Annotated in this window: 12 protein-coding genes; 11 read left to right on the forward strand and 1 reads right to left on the reverse strand. The window is 59.1% G+C overall.

All coding sequences use genetic code 11. The annotated features are described in order from the left end of the window. Positions 1-268 precede the first annotated feature (268 nt). From AC4CWH_RS24900 to AC4CWH_RS24920, 5 genes are all read left to right on the forward strand, one after another. Positions 269-3,244: a PAS domain S-box protein gene (locus tag AC4CWH_RS24900; RefSeq protein WP_491321829.1), complete on the forward strand. Its 2,976-nt coding sequence runs from the start codon at positions 269-271 to the stop codon at positions 3,242-3,244. A 186-nt stretch (positions 3,245-3,430) separates the two neighbouring features. Continuing rightward, positions 3,431-3,655 carry a YjiS-like domain-containing protein gene (locus AC4CWH_RS24905; RefSeq protein ID WP_491285610.1) on the forward strand — a complete coding sequence of 75 codons (225 nt, stop codon included), beginning with the start codon at positions 3,431-3,433 and terminating at the stop codon, positions 3,653-3,655. Between the two features lie 326 nt (positions 3,656-3,981). Beyond that, complete coding sequence (locus AC4CWH_RS24910) at positions 3,982-4,761, forward strand: alpha/beta fold hydrolase (RefSeq protein ID WP_491321830.1); 780 nt, start codon at positions 3,982-3,984, stop codon at positions 4,759-4,761. A gap of 172 nt (positions 4,762-4,933) precedes the next feature. Then, positions 4,934-6,034, forward strand: a complete 1,101-nt coding sequence (locus AC4CWH_RS24915) for a helix-turn-helix domain-containing protein (protein ID WP_491321831.1) — start codon at positions 4,934-4,936, stop codon at positions 6,032-6,034. Between the two features lie 240 nt (positions 6,035-6,274). Next, on the forward strand, positions 6,275-6,484 hold the full coding sequence (locus tag AC4CWH_RS24920; RefSeq protein WP_491321832.1) for a hypothetical protein: 210 nt from the start codon (positions 6,275-6,277) through the stop codon (positions 6,482-6,484). A gap of 72 nt (positions 6,485-6,556) precedes the next feature. Here AC4CWH_RS24920 and AC4CWH_RS24925 read toward each other — a convergent pair whose 3' ends face one another. After that, positions 6,557-7,057 carry a cupin domain-containing protein gene (locus tag AC4CWH_RS24925; protein WP_491321833.1) on the reverse strand — a complete coding sequence of 167 codons (501 nt, stop codon included), beginning with the start codon at positions 7,055-7,057 and terminating at the stop codon, positions 6,557-6,559. Between the two features lie 291 nt (positions 7,058-7,348). Here AC4CWH_RS24925 and AC4CWH_RS24930 point away from each other — a divergent pair, with 291 nt between their 5' ends. The 6 genes from AC4CWH_RS24930 to AC4CWH_RS24955 all read left to right on the forward strand — a co-directional run bounded on the left by AC4CWH_RS24930 (position 7,349) and on the right by AC4CWH_RS24955 (position 15,985). Next, on the forward strand, positions 7,349-7,669 hold the full coding sequence (locus tag AC4CWH_RS24930) for a hypothetical protein (RefSeq protein WP_491321834.1): 321 nt from the start codon (positions 7,349-7,351) through the stop codon (positions 7,667-7,669). A gap of 160 nt (positions 7,670-7,829) precedes the next feature. After that, positions 7,830-8,876 (forward strand): cytochrome-c peroxidase, encoded by a 1,047-nt coding sequence (locus AC4CWH_RS24935; RefSeq protein ID WP_491321835.1) that lies wholly within the window; start codon positions 7,830-7,832, stop codon positions 8,874-8,876. Further along, the gene (locus AC4CWH_RS24940; RefSeq protein WP_491321836.1) at positions 8,833-11,364 is read left to right on the forward strand and encodes a two-component system VirA-like sensor kinase; all 2,532 of its coding nucleotides are present in this window, start codon (positions 8,833-8,835) and stop codon (positions 11,362-11,364) included. The genes AC4CWH_RS24935 and AC4CWH_RS24940 overlap by 44 nt, the downstream gene beginning before the upstream one ends. A 310-nt stretch (positions 11,365-11,674) precedes the next feature. Further along, positions 11,675-13,228, forward strand: coding sequence for a GMC family oxidoreductase (locus AC4CWH_RS24945; protein ID WP_491321837.1), 1,554 nt, complete (start codon positions 11,675-11,677; stop codon positions 13,226-13,228). Positions 13,229-13,409: 181 nt separating this feature from the next. Then, on the forward strand, positions 13,410-14,648 hold the full coding sequence (locus AC4CWH_RS24950; protein WP_491321838.1) for a cytochrome P450: 1,239 nt from the start codon (positions 13,410-13,412) through the stop codon (positions 14,646-14,648). Positions 14,649-14,770: 122 nt separating this feature from the next. Continuing rightward, positions 14,771-15,985, forward strand: a complete 1,215-nt coding sequence (locus tag AC4CWH_RS24955) for a cytochrome P450 (RefSeq protein WP_491321839.1) — start codon at positions 14,771-14,773, stop codon at positions 15,983-15,985. The last annotated feature ends 155 nt before the right edge of the window (positions 15,986-16,140 follow it).

Genomic DNA, 16,140 nt, shown 5'->3' on the forward strand with positions numbered 1-16,140 from the left:
AGCGTTTTGATCGCAACGCTGTCTGTGGAAACCCGAAGTGCCGGCGCGGCCTTGGTTTGCTGCCTTGCACACGTTTAAGAAGAGACATCCGTTCGGCTTTGATCGCTGACAAAGTCGTGATTGGGCAAGATCTACAACCTGGCTTGCATTAGGCTAGTAATGCTTCATCAAGCTTTTGCGGCGCATTGGCGCGCTTACTGCGACAGCTTCACCCCGATTTTTTTGGTCTTCGAATACGCTGCAGTCCTTTCAGGAGAGAGATGCCGTCATGAGTTCCGGTCGAGATTGCAGCGAGATCATCGATCTTCTGGATGATTGCATCATCATTCGAGAGCTTGGCGGTCGCGTAACGGGCTGGAACCGTGCAGCAGAAAAGCTTTATGGCATCTCGCGCGAGCAAGCGCTCGGCGCTCCCATGGAGGCACTGTTCGAACCCGCGGCAGACGAGGCCCAACAGCAGGCTCACGACCGCCTTGCGGTTGTCTCCGACTGGTCCGGCACGGTCAATCGCGTGACGAGAGGGACGCTGAAATCTGTTCTGGTTTCCGTGATGGTGAAGGTTCAGCGAGATGACGCCGGACAACCGGTCGCTCTTTTCGAGACGTCGCATCCTGTCGTCTGCGCTAGAGGTCCGGTTCAAAACGACGGCTTGGCGCGGCTGCTGGATGCCGCGGGCGTTGTCGTTGTGCCGATCGACGTCACAGCGGTGGCAAAGAGCCTTGCAGCTCTCGGCGCGGACCAGAGGATGAACTTGCGTGATTGTCTGAAAACCGAGCCACAGCTGGTTCGGCAGATGATGCGGTCTGCAAGGGTTGCGGCGATGGAACCATCAGGGCAGGCGCTTTCGCCTGCAGCCGAGGCGGCATTCGGTCCTGTGGGTCGGGAATTGTCCTCCTTCTGGCCTGAGGAGAATGCAGAGACCTTCATCGATACCATCCAGTCGGTCCTTGCAGGTGCCGGCCATGCACGTGGTTCCTGTCAGCTGGTGCGTCGCGACGGCGAGACCTTTGACGCCGAAGTGACGGTCGTTCCGGCGTCTCCAGACGCAGATCATGCTTTTGTACTCTTGTCCATCCGCGACGTTTCGGTTGAGCGGCAGGCCTTTGCTGAACTCAAGTCCAGCGAGCTGCGTTACAAGCACGTCTTCGACCACTTGCCGATCGCTCTGGCCGAGATTGACGCCAGCGGACTTGCCGACATGTTTCGCGAGCTGCGCCAGCAGGGTGTCACCGACCTGTCACCGTATCTCGACGAGCATCCCGAGTTCCTGGATGCGGCATTGCGCGCCATGAAGGTTGTTCAGTCCAATCCGACGCATGTTCATATGATGGCCGGTGAAAGGGAGGAGGATATTCTTGGTGATCTCACCCCCTATTGGGATCTCGGCATGCCGGTGCTGCGAAAATCCTTCGAGGCCCGTTATCGGGGAGAGGAATTTTTCCAGTCCGAGGTTACCTTGAGGTGTCTCGATGGCAGCACCGTTCAGGTCCTGTTTGCGACGGCAAGGCACGGTTACCTTCAGGATCGCGCGGTCTGCAGCTTCATTGATTTCACCGAGCGCAATATAGCCGAGCAGGCACTACGCCGCAGCGAACGACGTTATCAGGACCTGTTTCAGGCGATGACCGTATCGTTCTGGGAACTCGACCTCACGATCATCAATGATCTTCTCGAAGAAAATGGCCTTTCAACAGACGGCAATATCGTTGATTACCTTCGCAATTATCCCGATTGTGTTGCACGGATCCTCAGCGCGACGACGATCGTCGATGTCAACGATCAGACGCTGATCTTGTTTGGCGGGCGCCAAAAGTCCGACCTTCTCGGCACGCTCGACCATTTCTGGTCACCGGATCGCTGGCTGGACGGTGCCGCGGCTGTCCTCAACGTCCTGGTCCATGATGCCAGCGTGACGATCGAGACCCGCCTCAGGCGTCTTGATGGGTCCGAATTTGATGCGCAGTTCACGCTCTGGTTTTCAGCAGACGATCGCCGCCGCGGGCTTGCCGCAGTTACCGATATCAGTGAGCGTGTAAACGCCTTCAACGCGCTTGAACAGAGCGAGCAGCGGTTTCGCGACCTGTTCCAGCATTTGCCTCTTCCTGTTTTTCAGATCAGGTCCGCCAGACTTCTGGGGGCTCTCCAGGACCTCAAGGATGAAGGTGTTCCCGATCTCAACGCACATCTTGCCGAACACCCGGATTTCCTCTGGCACGCGATGGAAGATACTGTTGTCGAGCAGGCGAATGATGCCGCGCTCAAACTGCTGGGTGCAACACATCACGATGAGCTGAAAGGGGGATCTGTCGCCCCGTTCTTCGGCAACCACCCCGAGATTTATGCGCGACTATTGCAAAACCGGTACCAAAGCCTGGAGACCTATGACGAGGAGATCTCTCTGACCACACTCGATGGCCGGGTGCGCGAGGGGACACTGACGGTGACCTTCCCTCCCGCCATGGCAAAGCTTGGAGTGACCATCAGCGCGTTCATCGATACGACGGAGAAAAAGCAGGCGGAGCGCAGGCTGCGGCATATCGAGGCGGAATATGCCCATGCAGCCCGGATCTCGATGCTCGGGGAGCTGACGGCATCCATTGCCCACGAGGTCAACCAGCCGCTTGCCGCAATCACCACCTATGGCGAAGCCGGCCTGCGTTGGTTGAACCGCCCTAATCCCGAGCTTTCGGAAGTCCGGGATATCGTCACGCGTATCGTTGCAGATGCGCAGCGCGCCGCCAGCGTCATCGCGCGTGTCCGCAACATGGCAAGCCATCGCATGCAGGACGAAGAAATCGTCTCGCTGGACGAACTTGTCGCCGAAGCCGTGCTTTTCCTGCGGCACGAGTTCCAGGCGCACAAAGTCAATGTCGTTCATCTGCCCTCGTCCGGCCCGGCATGTGTCACCGTCGACCGCATTCAACTTCAGCAAGTCATCGTGAACATGGCGGTCAACGCCATCCAGGCGATCTCCACGACCCAGTGCGAGCGGCGCGAGGTTGTCTTGCGCACCACGGAGGAGGGGGCTCAGGTATGTTGTTCGGTAGAGGATTCCGGGCCGGGAATTCCCGTGGAGGGAACAGCTCGGATCTTCGAGAGCTTCTTCACCACGAAGAATGGTGGCATGGGGATGGGTCTGCCGATTTCGCGCTCCATCATCGAGGCGCATGGCGGAAAAATGAGCGCCGACAATGGCAGCCGTCTCGGCGGTGCACGGTTTTCCTTTGTCCTGCCCGCCGTGTAATGAGATCGAGCGCGGGTAAGCTTAGGTCCTGGCCCGAAGGAGAGGCCTTTGGCTTCGTTTCATCCGTAAGCAGTTTTTGTTTCCCTGAAATGCCGGTGCGTCATGCATCATGGATAACTGTGTCCAGTTCAATGGCACCAGCCGAGGTCATCGGCCGAAGGTGCGTCATGAAGGACGGTGACACAGATGTTTGGAAATCTGCGACAATTGCTCGTGCGGCCAGCCGTGTGCTCGCATGAAGCCAAGCCCATGGAAAATCTCTATCGGCGCTTTCGACGCTGGCAAGAGCGGCGCAAGGGCATCGAGACGCTGCGAAACATGCCGGACTTCCTGCTGAAGGATATCGGTCTGACCAGGTCCCATCTCGATTATCCCATCACGGCTGCAGAATCGAAGCCGCGGGATGCGTGAGGCCACCCGCCGTTTTCCGTCCGTGCGTTTCGCGCCATGTAAGTAATATCTAACGTTAATGCGCGCGTTCAGGCGATCACGTGCCTGCGTGTGCAGCCTTAATGAACGTGACGTCTAGTCAGATCATACCAAGGCATGCCCTGGCGAGACGGATGGCCGATAGGCCCGGTGGGGCATGTCTGCAATTCTACAGGTGCTGATCGACGGCCTCATGTCCCCTCCAGGCGGGTCTGTTCAGCAACCTCCAGCCGGGCAACGTTTCCCAGTCCGTTGCCCGGCGCGGAGGTGGGTTTCAACGCCTCACACGCAAACTCCAAAGAAGGAACATGACAATGGAAATGACCCAGCTCACCCTCAGCCTGGCTAGCGCGGCGACCCTTGCGCTCGCGATGTTTGCTCCGGCTGTGGCCAATGCCGCGCCAGTGAAGAACGTCGTTCTCGTTCACGGTGCTTTTGCCGATGGAGCCGGATGGCGCGGTGTTTACGATGAACTGACGAAACGCGGCTATCACGTCCAGATCGTCCAAAATCCCCTGACATCGCTTGAAGACGATGTCGCCTCCACCAACAGGCTGCTCGACCAGCAAAACGGCCCGACGATCCTCGTCGGTCACTCCTGGGGCGGCACCGTGATCACGGAAGCCGGTATCCATCCCAAAGTGGCGGGCCTGGTCTTTGTCTCGGCCCTGTCGCCGGATGCCGGTGAAACGACGGCCCAGCAATATGAAGGCTTTGCTCCGACGCCGGATTTCGTCATCGAGGTCGGTGCCGACGGGTTTGGTTTCGTGAAGCCGGCAATGTTCAAGCAGGGTTTTGCCCATGACGTCAGCGATGCGCAGGCGGCATTCATGCGGGATTCCCAGGTGCCGATCAACATGTCATCCTTCGGTACGAAGCTGAAGAATGCCGCCTGGCGTAGCAAGCCGAGCTGGGCCGTGATTGCAACGGAAGACAAGGCCTTCGATCAGGCAATGCTGGTGCATATGGCAGAGCGCATGAAGGCCAAGATCACCAGGGTCTCGGGCAGCCACGCCCTGTTCATCACCCGCGCCAAGGAGATTGCAGACACGATCGACGAGGCTGCAAAAACGACGGCGGCCATGTGATCACCCGATAGAAGCGGGACCGTCTGAAGCGATCCCGCTTCCGCCTCGACGATTCACCTCCGGCGCAGTGGTTTCTAGGCCTCTGTCCTGGAGGTGTACTCGTGTGCGTATTTTCCGCTTCTTGCAAATTTTCTAGTTTTCACTACGTTTCTCCCCATAGAAGTGGGTTGAAATGATGAAAGATATTCTGACGACGGCAAAAGCCGCGGAACTGCTTGGCGTTTCGGTGCGTACGGCGCAGCTATGGGTCGAGAGCGGGCAACTTCCCTCCTGGAAAACGCCGGGTGGGCATCGTCGCATCCCGCGCCAGGCCGTGCTGGATCTGATCGAGGATTCCACGCAGGAACCTGTTGATCTTTCAGCCCATGCCGTGATCTTTGCAGGCAAAGGTAGGGGCGCTGCGTGGACCCGGGCTGGTCTTCCCGGCTCCGGCCTGTTGATCGACGTTGCAGAAGATTTTGACACGCTGCAAAAGCTGCTCGAACCTGCCCCGCCGACCTTGCTCATCGTCGAACACGCCGAAGACGGGGAGCGCAAGAAGCTTGCAGCTACGCTCGGCAACGATGCCCGCTACAGGCAAACCGTCATTTTCACGATGACCGACAAGGGCGCGGCGTCGCCGGTCGGCCGCAGCGCCAAACGCATCCACTTGCAGATGTTGCCGGATGTGTCGGCTGCGAGCGCCATGGTGATGGATTACCTGCGCTCCAGCCTTCAGGACAAGACCGATCTTGCGGCCTTCGATCTGCCGTGGAACGAGAAGGCCCGGCTTGATGCCGTCAAAAGATCGGCCCTCCTCGGCTCCGGTGCGGACGGTCGGTTTGACCGCCTCGTGCGTCTGGCTGCCTATGCCCTGCGGGCGCCGATCGCGATGTTCACGCTGATCACGCAGGACCAGCAATGGTTCAAGTCCAGGGTTGGTTTCGATGGCGAGAGCACGTCACGAGATTGGGCCTTTTGCAACGAGACACTTGTTGCCAACGACTTCACCGTCATCGAAGATCTCACCCGAAGCGCAGCATTCACGGAAAACCCGACCCTGAACGAGCCTTTCGGTTTCCGGTTTTATGCGGGCGCGCCGGTGCGCGATCCACTTGGTTTTGCTCTTGGGTCCATCTGCGTCATTGATGTGGTGCCGCGATCGCTGGAGCGTGAGGAGCGCGATGCGCTTGCAACGATTGCCGAAGCCATCTCGAACCTGATCCGCCTGACGATGTTTGACGGCGGGCATGATCGCGCCCTGCCTCCCGCCATGGAGCTTTCGTCGGTTTAAAGTCGCTCCCAATCCTCGTCCCATCAGCCGGCACCTGCGCTTAAAGGCGTTTCGGTGCCGGCGTTTTTGTTGCGGCCTTCACCGGGGCCGGTACTGAACATGTGCGCGCAGTCAAAGGTCATCGTCCGGCCCGATGCCTGTCTCCGTTTTATCTGCAACGGAGAGCCGCAGCTTTGAAATCCGAGAGCGATTTGAACGCGATAGCAGAGGGAAGTCACCCATAAGCCCAAGGTTTTCAATATGACATTTACCCCTGCGCCTGCACTTGCCGACATTCCGTTGCCCGCTTCACCTCGCCAGCGCCTGTTCGGCCATCTCATCCACACGTCGGCCATCGGTGCGGCGGTGATGTATTTCGCCTTTGGAGCCATCGCCGCCCATGCAGCCGAGATCGGCACGACGTTTGAAAAGCCTTGCCCATTTGGCGTTTGCAAGGCTGGCGAGCCGTAAACGGACCTGCTTTTATCCGGGAAGGCAGCAACCTGATCTGTTGCGGCCTTTCCGACATCGAGCAACGGGTCTTTAGGCTTGTGGCCGCGGTGACAGGACGGAATAGATGTCATCAAAAGGGGGAGGTCCGACAATCGTCGAGCCATCACTTTCGGCTGTCTCTGAAATCGCGGCCAGATCCCCGCCTTTCATCAAGCCGATGCGCCTGAATGTTTTCTCCATATTGCCGGGAGTGAAAACGATCAGAAACCGCGCACTGTTTTCCGAGATATTGCACCACGCGTGCGGCGTTCCCCTCTTGACGGTCGCCACGTCACCCGCCGACAAGTTCAGCCTCTGGTCGCCGTTGACAAGATAAAGGCTGCCTTCGAGAACGATGAAGCATTCCTCTTCGTTGGCGTGAACATGCATCGGCACACCGTTACGAGGATCGGCAATGATCTCCAGGGTCATATAGATGCCATCCGTCTCTGTGGCGGATGTCCGGAGCTTGAACCTTTCGCCGGGTGTAATCTCCAGCCATTCGCTCGACGCGCTTTGGTCGAAGGGATTTTTCGCCTTTACCATATTCATTCAAAATTTCCTCTTGCACTCCCTGACACTGCGTCAGGCCACATCTCGTCTGAAGGGCTGGTGCTGCAACGCCGTTTCAAATGCCGGCAAATTTCGTTGCAATCGAAATTTGTCTGGCGGCAGCAAGGGATGCGACAGCACGGCATCGCCGCGTGGAGCGGCGATGCACGACGTCTCCCGATCCTGTTTCAAACGCAATCGTTCTCGGGCCTTGCGCAATTTGGGGGAAACACCGGCCCGGCACCATGATCGGGATCCAATAGGTGCGATGACGACAGGGGGGCGAAAACGATGGATTGCGAAGACGAGGTCTCCATGAAGGGTTTGTGGCGCGCGGGTGAAAGGCTGTCACCTGAAGGCGTTGTCGTGTCTCTCTATGCGCACCGGTTATGGCGATCCGTCCATCATCCACTCTGCGACGATGATGCTCCCTATGAGTACGCCCCTGTCACTGACGAGGGGGAGATGCCGGCGCCTGCGCAACCCGCGCCGATCAAGGAGCCGGGCTTCTGGCTGCCGGCCCTCATCGCCTTGATTTCGTGCGCCTCTCTTATCGGCATCTATTGGGGTCTGCTGGCCATGATCAAGGCAGTCGTTCGCCTTCCCGCGTGATCTTTCCTCGCGACTGCCGGGGATCGTGGATTTGACAAGGTGAATTTAAAAATGATAAATATGATATTTATGATAAATAGATTACGGTGGCGAGTTACCCCTAAGGGGTCTAAACGCCTCCATCCCTAACCGGGAACAGGCTTTCGGAGAGCGGCACCTGATGAGCACGAGGCGATGCGCGGTAGCAGCGATTGGCTATAGTCTCGGCCTTGCCGCGTCGGTTCTGGCTGTTTCGGGGATTGTCGCTCTTGGCGGTACCGTGGCGGTGACGGGAGAGAACACACCTCTCAACTCAGTTCAGCCGAATGCCCTGTCTCCGCTGCCGCCGCCCGCCAGCCTGAATGCCGGCAAGGTCCTGCTTGGCGAGCGGCTTTTCCATGATCCGGTTTTATCGGGCGAGGGCAGGCTTTCGTGCAGTACCTGCCACAACCTGAAGACGGGCGGAACGGTTCGGGTGCCAAGAACTATTGGCTACAAAGGCAAGGTTCACGCCTTCAATGCCCCCACCATTTTCAATGTCGGCACCAATTATCGGCTGGGATGGCGGGGACGTTTTACCTCGCTCAGAGTCCAGAACGAAGCGGTGCTGGATGATCCCAACCTTATGGCTGCCGATTGGAGCACTGTGCTGTCCCGCCTGACGCAGGACGAGACTTATCTATCTGCATTCAGGCTGCGATACGGAGCGCTGCCCAGCCGCGAGAATGTTCTGGATGCGCTGGTGACATTCCAGATGTCGCTTGCAACACCGAATGCGCCCTTTGACCGCTTCCTGAACGGCGATCAAGCAGCACTTGCTCCCGCCGCCAGGCACGGTCTCAAGCTGTTCATGGATTATGGCTGTGTCTCCTGCCACCAGGGGGCAAATGTCGGCGGCAACATGTTCCAGATTTTTGGTGTGTTTGGTCCGCCCGATGCAGAAGTTTTGCAGACACGGTCGGATCTCGACAAACGGCTGTCGGTCCCGGATGGGGATGCGGATGTGTTTCGCGTCCCCAGCCTGCGCAATGTCGAAGTGACCGCCCCCTATTTTCACGACGGAAGTGTTGCGACGCTTGGCGAGGCGATTGCGGTAATGGGCAGAAGCCAGCTCGGCCGCCAGCTCTCGCAGAACGATATTGCCGATCTCGAAGCCTTCCTGAAAAGTCTGACCGGGGAATATGATGGGAAACGTCTTACGACGGTTGTCACTGAGCCGGCTCGCTGAAACCCTGCCGCTGTCGATCCTGATTGTCACTGTTATCGTTGTGGCTGTGGTGGCTGCGGGCAAGCATCCCGATAGATCGGTTCATGAAGCCATCATGATGAACCTGCGGGCGGTCGATGTGAACCACGCTGCCTTGCAGCGAGACGTGCTGAGGGCAAGGGCAGGGCAGTTGCCGTCCTATGACGGCCTCGTGACGTCGGTCGTCAATCTGCGACGTGCCGTCGATGGCTTGCGGGATCTCTTCGGTAGCCCCCAGTTCGCCGCCGAAGAGAAGCCCAACAGCCTCGTCTCCGATCTCACGCAGGATATCGATCGTGACGAGATCCAGGTGGAAGGCTTCAAGACGCGCAATGCCCTGCTGCAAAACTCGCTCGGGGTCTTTGGCCAGACACTGACATCGCTCAACGAGACCGAGGATAAAGGTATAGCTTGGGTTCTGGCGCGCGTCGGCGACCTCAGCAACCTGATGATGCGGTTTTCAACTAGCCACAACGACGACCTCAAACAACGCATCGTCTACAAGCTTGCACAACTCGAACGATATGACACGCAGGCCCCGCGGTTTGAAAATTTCGCGACAGTCATCGTGCACGCGAAGATGATACTGGCCGTCATGCCAAGGGTCGACGCGAAGATTGCCGCAATCCAGGCGTCAGCGACGCCGATCCGGGCCGGTGAGCTGCAGACCGAATATTTGAGAATTGCAGCCGATGCTGCCTCCCTTGCCCATATCAGCCGCATCGTCCTCGGTATCACGGCGGCACTGCTTTCCCTCTATATCTGCATCCTGATCTATCGCCTTCGCGAACAGACGCGGCAATTGAAGCGGAGGCTGCATTACGAGCAGGTGGTGGCAGACATCAAGGCGGATCTCATCCAATCCGGGCACGACAATTTCCCGATCTTCATGGGCAAGGCCCTGCAGACCATGTCCTGCTTCTTCGGCGCCCGAGGCAGTGGCTACGTCGTTTATGATCCTGACCGGGGGGAGGTGAAGGACGCCTATCAGTTCGAAGATGGGCTGCAAATCCACCAACACCTGATGGCATTTGCCCAGGATCTGGATCGTGACAGGGAGATGCCGTCGATCCGCCTGCAGAACAAGTCGGGCTGCTGCCCGGTGATCCGTCTCTGTAACATGATGCAGGCAGATGGCATTTCTCCCAGCCTGCTGGTCGGCGCCGGATTGCCGGACAAGGATGTCGCCGCTCTTGTCTTTCTGTTCGAACGCGGAAAGCCCCGTTTGACCCTCGACGAAAGGCAACTGTTTCACTCCACGCTGAAGACATTCATGGAGTTCATCGATGCCGATAAAAGCCGGCAGGAAAAGCAGGGGCTTGAACATCGGCTGGAACATGCCCAGCGCCTCGAGGCCATCGGAACCCTGGCCGGTGGTATCGCGCACGAGTTCAACAATGTGCTTGGTGCGATCCTCGGTTATGGCGAAATGGCGGTCCAAATGCTTCGAAAGCCATCATCGACGCGCCATTATGTCGAGGAAATCCTGAAGAGCGGCGCGCGGGCCAAACATATCGTCGACCAGATCCTGACCTTCAGCCGCAAGCGCGAACGGATCGTCAAGCCGTTTGATGTCGCGGATGCCGTTGCCGACATCCTCCCGCTGCTGCAGGTCACACTGGGTAACCACGTGGTCATCCATTCCACTCTGAGCAAAGAGCCGGCGGTCATTGAGGGCAATCCGGTCGAGGTGCATCAGCTGGCGATGAACCTGTGCAAGAACGCAAGCCAGGCTTCGGCACGGGGAAAAACGGTGACCATCGATGTTCAGCCTGTCCAGGTGCAGCGCAGGCGGGTCCTGACGCATGGCGATATTTCGCCCGGATCCTACGTGCGTCTGGCGGTTACCGATGAAGGGCCCGGCATTGCGCCTCACGTCATGCCCCATATCTTCGAGCCGTTCTTTACCACCAATGCCCAGTCCGGCGGTTCGGGGCTCGGCCTCTCGGCCGTGCATGGCATCGTCTCTTCGCTCTGCGGCGGCATTCATGTCAGAGCCACAGCTGGCATGGGAACCACGTTCGAACTTTTCCTTCCGGCCACCAATCTCGCACCCTTGCCGATCGACAGTTTCTTCAACGAACGCGCCGTGCCCACAGGCAATGGCGAATGCATCATGATTGTCGAGAACGACAAGACTTTGCGCGATCTTTACGAGGAAAAGACAGCGGCGCTCGGCTACGAGCCGATCGGCTGCGGAAGCATCGGATGCCTTCAGGAACTGCTGGGCTCGGGGATTGCCGCCGACATGGTGATCCTCAACCAGACGTGCCTCACATCGACAACCGACCTAACCGTGGTGGAGACGGCGTTCGGCTCCGGGAAAATACTCCTTCTCACGGACCGGACGTCTGAACTGCGCCCTGGGTTGCAGCCGTCACAGGCGCGGATTTTAAGAACGCCGTTCAGTTCCGCTGCTCTGGCGAATGCAATTTTCGACACGCTGGCGCGATCCGGAGAGGCCGCCTGAGTTTTATTCCGCGCGCGGTGCCGCCACAAGATCGGCAGTTGACAATGCCGCTGTGTCCATCGGTGACCTGAACCCTTCCGCCACTCAAAGCTTCCCTCCAGACTTTCCGGTGCAATCACCGCGGGCGCGCGCTTTCGTTGCCTGCGTCACAGTAAGATCACGCTCAAGTTACATTTGAAAAATGATAAATTTGATAAAAACGTTGAAAAACGAAACATGAGGCAGTATGGAGGATCACCCAATACATTGGTCAACGAGGTGATCTCCCATGCTCCCCACTGCGCAAGAACCAGAGAACTGCGAAGAAGAAATGCCCTCAGGCTACGAAGGCGAAGCCTTTGATTTTATCGTTTGCGGCGCTGGCTCCAGCGGCTCGGTTGTCGCTGCACGCCTTGCCGAATGTGGCGGCCCAAGCGTCCTGCTTCTGGAAGCCGGCGGCGATGATCGTGCCGACAGCGTGCGCGAACCCGCCCAGTGGCCGCTTAATCTCGGCTCGTCACGCGATTGGGGTTTTGTCGGCCAGCCAACGCCCGGCCTTGAAGGGCGCCAGCTTCCCTTGAGCATGGGCAAGGGACTCGGCGGCGGATCGAGCATCAATGTCATGGTCTGGTCGCGAGGTCATAAGGCGGACTGGAACCACTTTGCCGCAGAATCTGGTGATGACGCCTGGGGTTACGAATCCGCCCTCAGCTATTACCGCCGCATCGAAGACTGGCGCGGCGCGCCCGATCCGGTGCGTCGTGGTACCGGCGGCCCTGCCTATGTGGCGCAACCCGATGCTCCGCAGCCAGTTGCCCATGCCCTCCTGCAATCTGCCGAGGCGCTCGGAATTCCTGTCTTCGACACACCGAACGGGGCGATGATGGAGAGCGAGGGAGGCGCGTCGATCGCGGAGCTGCGTATCCGGGACGGCAAGCGTCAATCCGTCTACCAGTCCTATGTCGCGCCGCACTCGGCCAAGAAAAACCTGACGGTCATCACCGGGGCACTGGTGTCGCGCCTGCTGTTTGACGGCAAGAGGGTGGTTGGTGTCGAGGTAATCTTGAACGGCCAGCGCCGGCGCTTCAAGGCGCATTACGAAACGATATTGTCGCTCGGTGCCGTCAACACGCCAAAGGTCCTGATGCAATCCGGTATCGGACCGCGGGATGAGCTGGCAGCCCATGGTATTCCCGTCGTTCAGGCGCTGCCGGGCGTGGGGCAAAATCATCAGGACCATATCGCGTTTGGATGTACCTGGGCCTATCGCAAGCCCGAGGGTGTCGGCGGGGGCGGATGCGAGGCAACGCTCTACTGGAAGAGCGATTCCCGCCTGACGCAGCCTGATCTCCTGCAATGCCAGCTGGAGTTTCCCGTGCCGTCCCCGACGGAAACGGGACTGGAAACGCCTGAACATGGTTGGACCATGTTTGCCGGGCTGGCACAGCCGAAAAGCCGCGGCTGGCTGCGGCTCTCCGGTGCCGGCGTCAACGATCCCATGCTGATCGAACCCAATTGCCTGAGTGAACCGGAGGACATGGCCGCGGCGATGTCTGCTGTCGAACTCTGCCGGGAGCTTGGAAATGGCGCCGCCTTTCAGCCGCTGGTGAAGGGCGAGACAGCTCCGGGCGCCCGTGACCGGAAAGGCCTCGTTGACTTCATCCGCCAGTCGGCGGTCACCTACTGGCACCAGTCCTGCACGGCCAAAATGGGTCGCGACAGCATGTCGGTGGTTGACCACCAGTTGAAGGTCTACGGCATCAATGGTCTGCGCATCGCGGATGCCTCGATCATGCCGCGCATCATGACGGGCAACATCATGGCGCCCTGCGTGGTGATCGGCGAAAGGGCAGCGGATCTCATCCGCACCCAGCACGAGCTGTAAGACACACGAACTGTAAGGCTGTTGGAGGTCGGCGCGCCCGCGCGCCGACCCACCATGTGTCGCTCACTGAAGGTTTCGGCTGCGTTGCCTCGTCAAGTCGCGCCCGCCCAGTGCCCGCCGGTCTTGACGTCCCCCATTTCACTTTCATCGATTTCGCGATCTCAAAAGGCAGTAAAACATCATGTTGGATACTACCCGCACCGTTCCTGTCGTCGCATCGTCAGATCTGGAAACGGACATTCACGGCACGTTTGCCAGATACCGCCCGGACTATCCGTTTATTGCGCTCGATACCGGCGGCTACGTGATCCTGCGGCATGACGATGTCAGCCGTCTTCTGCTGGACCCAAGGTTGCAGGCAACGGGAACGGCCATGCTCGCCCAAGCCGGGATCAGCGAAGGCGCGCTATTCGACATCTTCGAGCACGGCATGCTGACGGCCAATGCCGATGTGCACACCCGCCGGCGTTCTGGGCTATCAAGAACGCTTGCACACCAGGTGTCGGAAGAGTTTCGCCAGCATGTCCGTCGTGCGGCGGCAGCGTTGATCGATGAATGTGACGACAGCGCGAGCCTCGATCTTGCCGCCGGTTATGCGGCAAAGCTTCCAATCCTTGCCCTTGCCGGTCTTCTTGGCGTTCCCGATCCGGACGTGCCCACGTTCATGCAGGATATCCACGCCATGAACGAGTTCTTTCGACCGCATCCTACCGAGCATGCTGTCACGGAAGCCGAGCAGGCGGCACTTCGGCTGCGCGACTATCTCGATGACCTTCTCCGAGGGGCTGAAACCAATCCGTCGGAGAGTTTTCTGTCCCGCTATCTCAAGCTTTCGCAGGACGATGACGTGACGCGGCTGGAACTGCTTGTCCAGATCGTCCAGCTGATCATTGGAGGCACAGAGTCCGTGCGAACCGGGCTCGTTGCGCAAGCCGTCCACCTGCTGTCGGAGCCGGAGCAATGGCAAGCGGTCTGCGACGACCTCACGCTGGTGCCGAACGCTGTTGCAGAAGGCCTGCGCTTTGAGCCGGGTATCGCGGGTGTCGTGCGGGTGTCCGTCGAAGACATCGAGATCGACGGCTGGGTTCTGCCGGCCGGGCAGCTGGTGCTGCTGTCGTTCATTTCCGCCCTACGGGACGAGCGTGTTTTTGATCAGCCTGACGCATTCGATATCTCACGGCCCAACCTGAAACTGGCACGGCTGGCCTTCGGCGGCGGAGCCCACAAATGCGTTGCCGATGCGCTGGGGCGGGCAGAGCTGGAAGAGGGGTTGTCTGCGCTTGTCGAAGGGCTGCCAAGCCTCCGGCTTGAGGGGAGGCCGGCATTTCAGGGGCACATGTTTGTGCGCAAGACGACGGAGTGCCGGGTCAGCTGGCAGCGTCAACACGCGATCCGATGCGCTTCTCCTGCAATCCGTTGAAAAATACCGCCTGAAACCGTGGCTCGTCCTACAGATGAAACGACAATGCCCGATCCTGAAAACATCGGGCATTGTGAAGGGTCGAGAACGAGGTCAGTCAACAAAAGAGGACTCCGTTCCCGATGTCACTCTCGTCCCAGATCACCGTCTCCCCACCTATCCTAAGTTTTGCCGCTCTCAATTCGGCACCGCACGAATTCTTCAAGGAATTGCGGCCGGTTTTTCCCTTCGTGCAGCGGGAGGACGGTGCCTTCCTCGTTCTGCGCGCCCATGATGTCGAAAAGCTGGTGAGCGATCCCCGCACACGGCAGATCGAGACCGAGCTTCTGAGGGCAAGGGGCATTGCGGACGGCCCGGTCATGGACCTAGTGTCCAACAGCCTGCTATTTTCGAACGGCGATGCGCACCACCGCCGCCGGCGCCCGCTTTCGCGCAGCTTTGCCTTTCGGATGATGGAGGGACTTCGCCCCAATGTCCGACTTTTGGCCGAGGAACTTGTCGCCTCAAAGCGAAGCGCTGGCAAAATGTGCCTGCGCGAGGATTATGCCGCAGTTATCCCCGCCGTGACGATTGCCGCGATCCTTGGCATTCCGCGCGATGATGTTCCTCTCTTCACCTCCATGGCCTACCGGGTATCGAAGATCCTGACGACGTCCTGGACGCAGGATGACCTGCCCGACATCGAAGCGGCCACACGCGATCTCTCCGCCTATGTCTCCGCGTTGATCGATGATCGCCGCAAGTGGCCACAAGGTGATTTTCTCTCGGACTATGTCGCAAGCGTCGATCAGGCCGCCGAGATGTCGCCCGTCGAGGCTGTCATGCAGATCGTCTCTGTTGTTCTGGGCGGCTCCGATACGACGCGGGCGGCGATCGTCATCATGGTCGGGCTGCTTCTCGAGCGGCAGGATGGGCTGTGGAAGGCTTTGCGGTATCGACCGGCGATGGTGGCGGCTGCGGTCTCGGAAGCATTGCGGTTCGAGCCGGCCGTCGCATCGATCCCGCGCCTTGCAATCGAAGACATCAGCCTCGACGGACATGTGATCCCGAGGGGTGGTCCGGTCCTGTTGTCCACCATGTCCGGTCTTCGCGATCCTGCTGTCTTCATCGATCCCGATCGGTTCAACCTCACGCGGCCTCTCGGCAAATGGCACCCCGTTTTCGGCGGCGGAGAACACAGGTGCCTGGGGGAAGCGCTGGCGCGGATCGAGATGGAAGAAGCGCTTCATGCACTCCTCAATGCACATCTCGACTTCGATATCGGTGACCAGAGCGTGTGCATCCACGGACATGCGGGCATCCGTCAGGTGGACGATCTTGTTGTCCGCTGGCGTTAGACCGCCCGCAGAGGAGACGCCAGCGCCCTGATCAGAGGACGCCAAGCGCCCGCGAGTGCGCAGGGCACCTCCCCATCCATCTTTCTCGAATGACGGAGGTCATGCATGTTTCTGTCACTGACTGTGGCCTGCCGCTTTCCAGGCCTGATCTGTGA

This window comes from Neorhizobium sp. PAMB6716, from assembly GCF_058242805.1.

What these genes read in the sequence shown, in the direction of transcription:
- AC4CWH_RS24940 (WP_491321836.1), top strand. Translation starts at nt 8,833, where the DNA reads ATGGGAAACGTCTTACGACGGTTGTCACTGAGCCGGCTCGCTGAAACC.
- AC4CWH_RS24950 (WP_491321838.1), top strand. Translation starts at nt 13,410, where the DNA reads ATGTTGGATACTACCCGCACCGTTCCTGTCGTCGCATCGTCAGATCTG.
- AC4CWH_RS24925 (WP_491321833.1), bottom strand. Translation starts at nt 7,057, where the DNA reads ATGAATATGGTAAAGGCGAAAAATCCCTTCGACCAAAGCGCGTCGAGC.
- AC4CWH_RS24910 (WP_491321830.1), top strand. Translation starts at nt 3,982, where the DNA reads ATGACAATGGAAATGACCCAGCTCACCCTCAGCCTGGCTAGCGCGGCG.
- AC4CWH_RS24900 (WP_491321829.1), top strand. Translation starts at nt 269, where the DNA reads ATGAGTTCCGGTCGAGATTGCAGCGAGATCATCGATCTTCTGGATGAT.
- AC4CWH_RS24905 (WP_491285610.1), top strand. Translation starts at nt 3,431, where the DNA reads ATGTTTGGAAATCTGCGACAATTGCTCGTGCGGCCAGCCGTGTGCTCG.
- AC4CWH_RS24935 (WP_491321835.1), top strand. Translation starts at nt 7,830, where the DNA reads ATGAGCACGAGGCGATGCGCGGTAGCAGCGATTGGCTATAGTCTCGGC.
- AC4CWH_RS24930 (WP_491321834.1), top strand. Translation starts at nt 7,349, where the DNA reads ATGGATTGCGAAGACGAGGTCTCCATGAAGGGTTTGTGGCGCGCGGGT.
- AC4CWH_RS24915 (WP_491321831.1), top strand. Translation starts at nt 4,934, where the DNA reads ATGATGAAAGATATTCTGACGACGGCAAAAGCCGCGGAACTGCTTGGC.
- AC4CWH_RS24955 (WP_491321839.1), top strand. Translation starts at nt 14,771, where the DNA reads ATGTCACTCTCGTCCCAGATCACCGTCTCCCCACCTATCCTAAGTTTT.
- AC4CWH_RS24920 (WP_491321832.1), top strand. Translation starts at nt 6,275, where the DNA reads ATGACATTTACCCCTGCGCCTGCACTTGCCGACATTCCGTTGCCCGCT.
- AC4CWH_RS24945 (WP_491321837.1), top strand. Translation starts at nt 11,675, where the DNA reads ATGCCCTCAGGCTACGAAGGCGAAGCCTTTGATTTTATCGTTTGCGGC.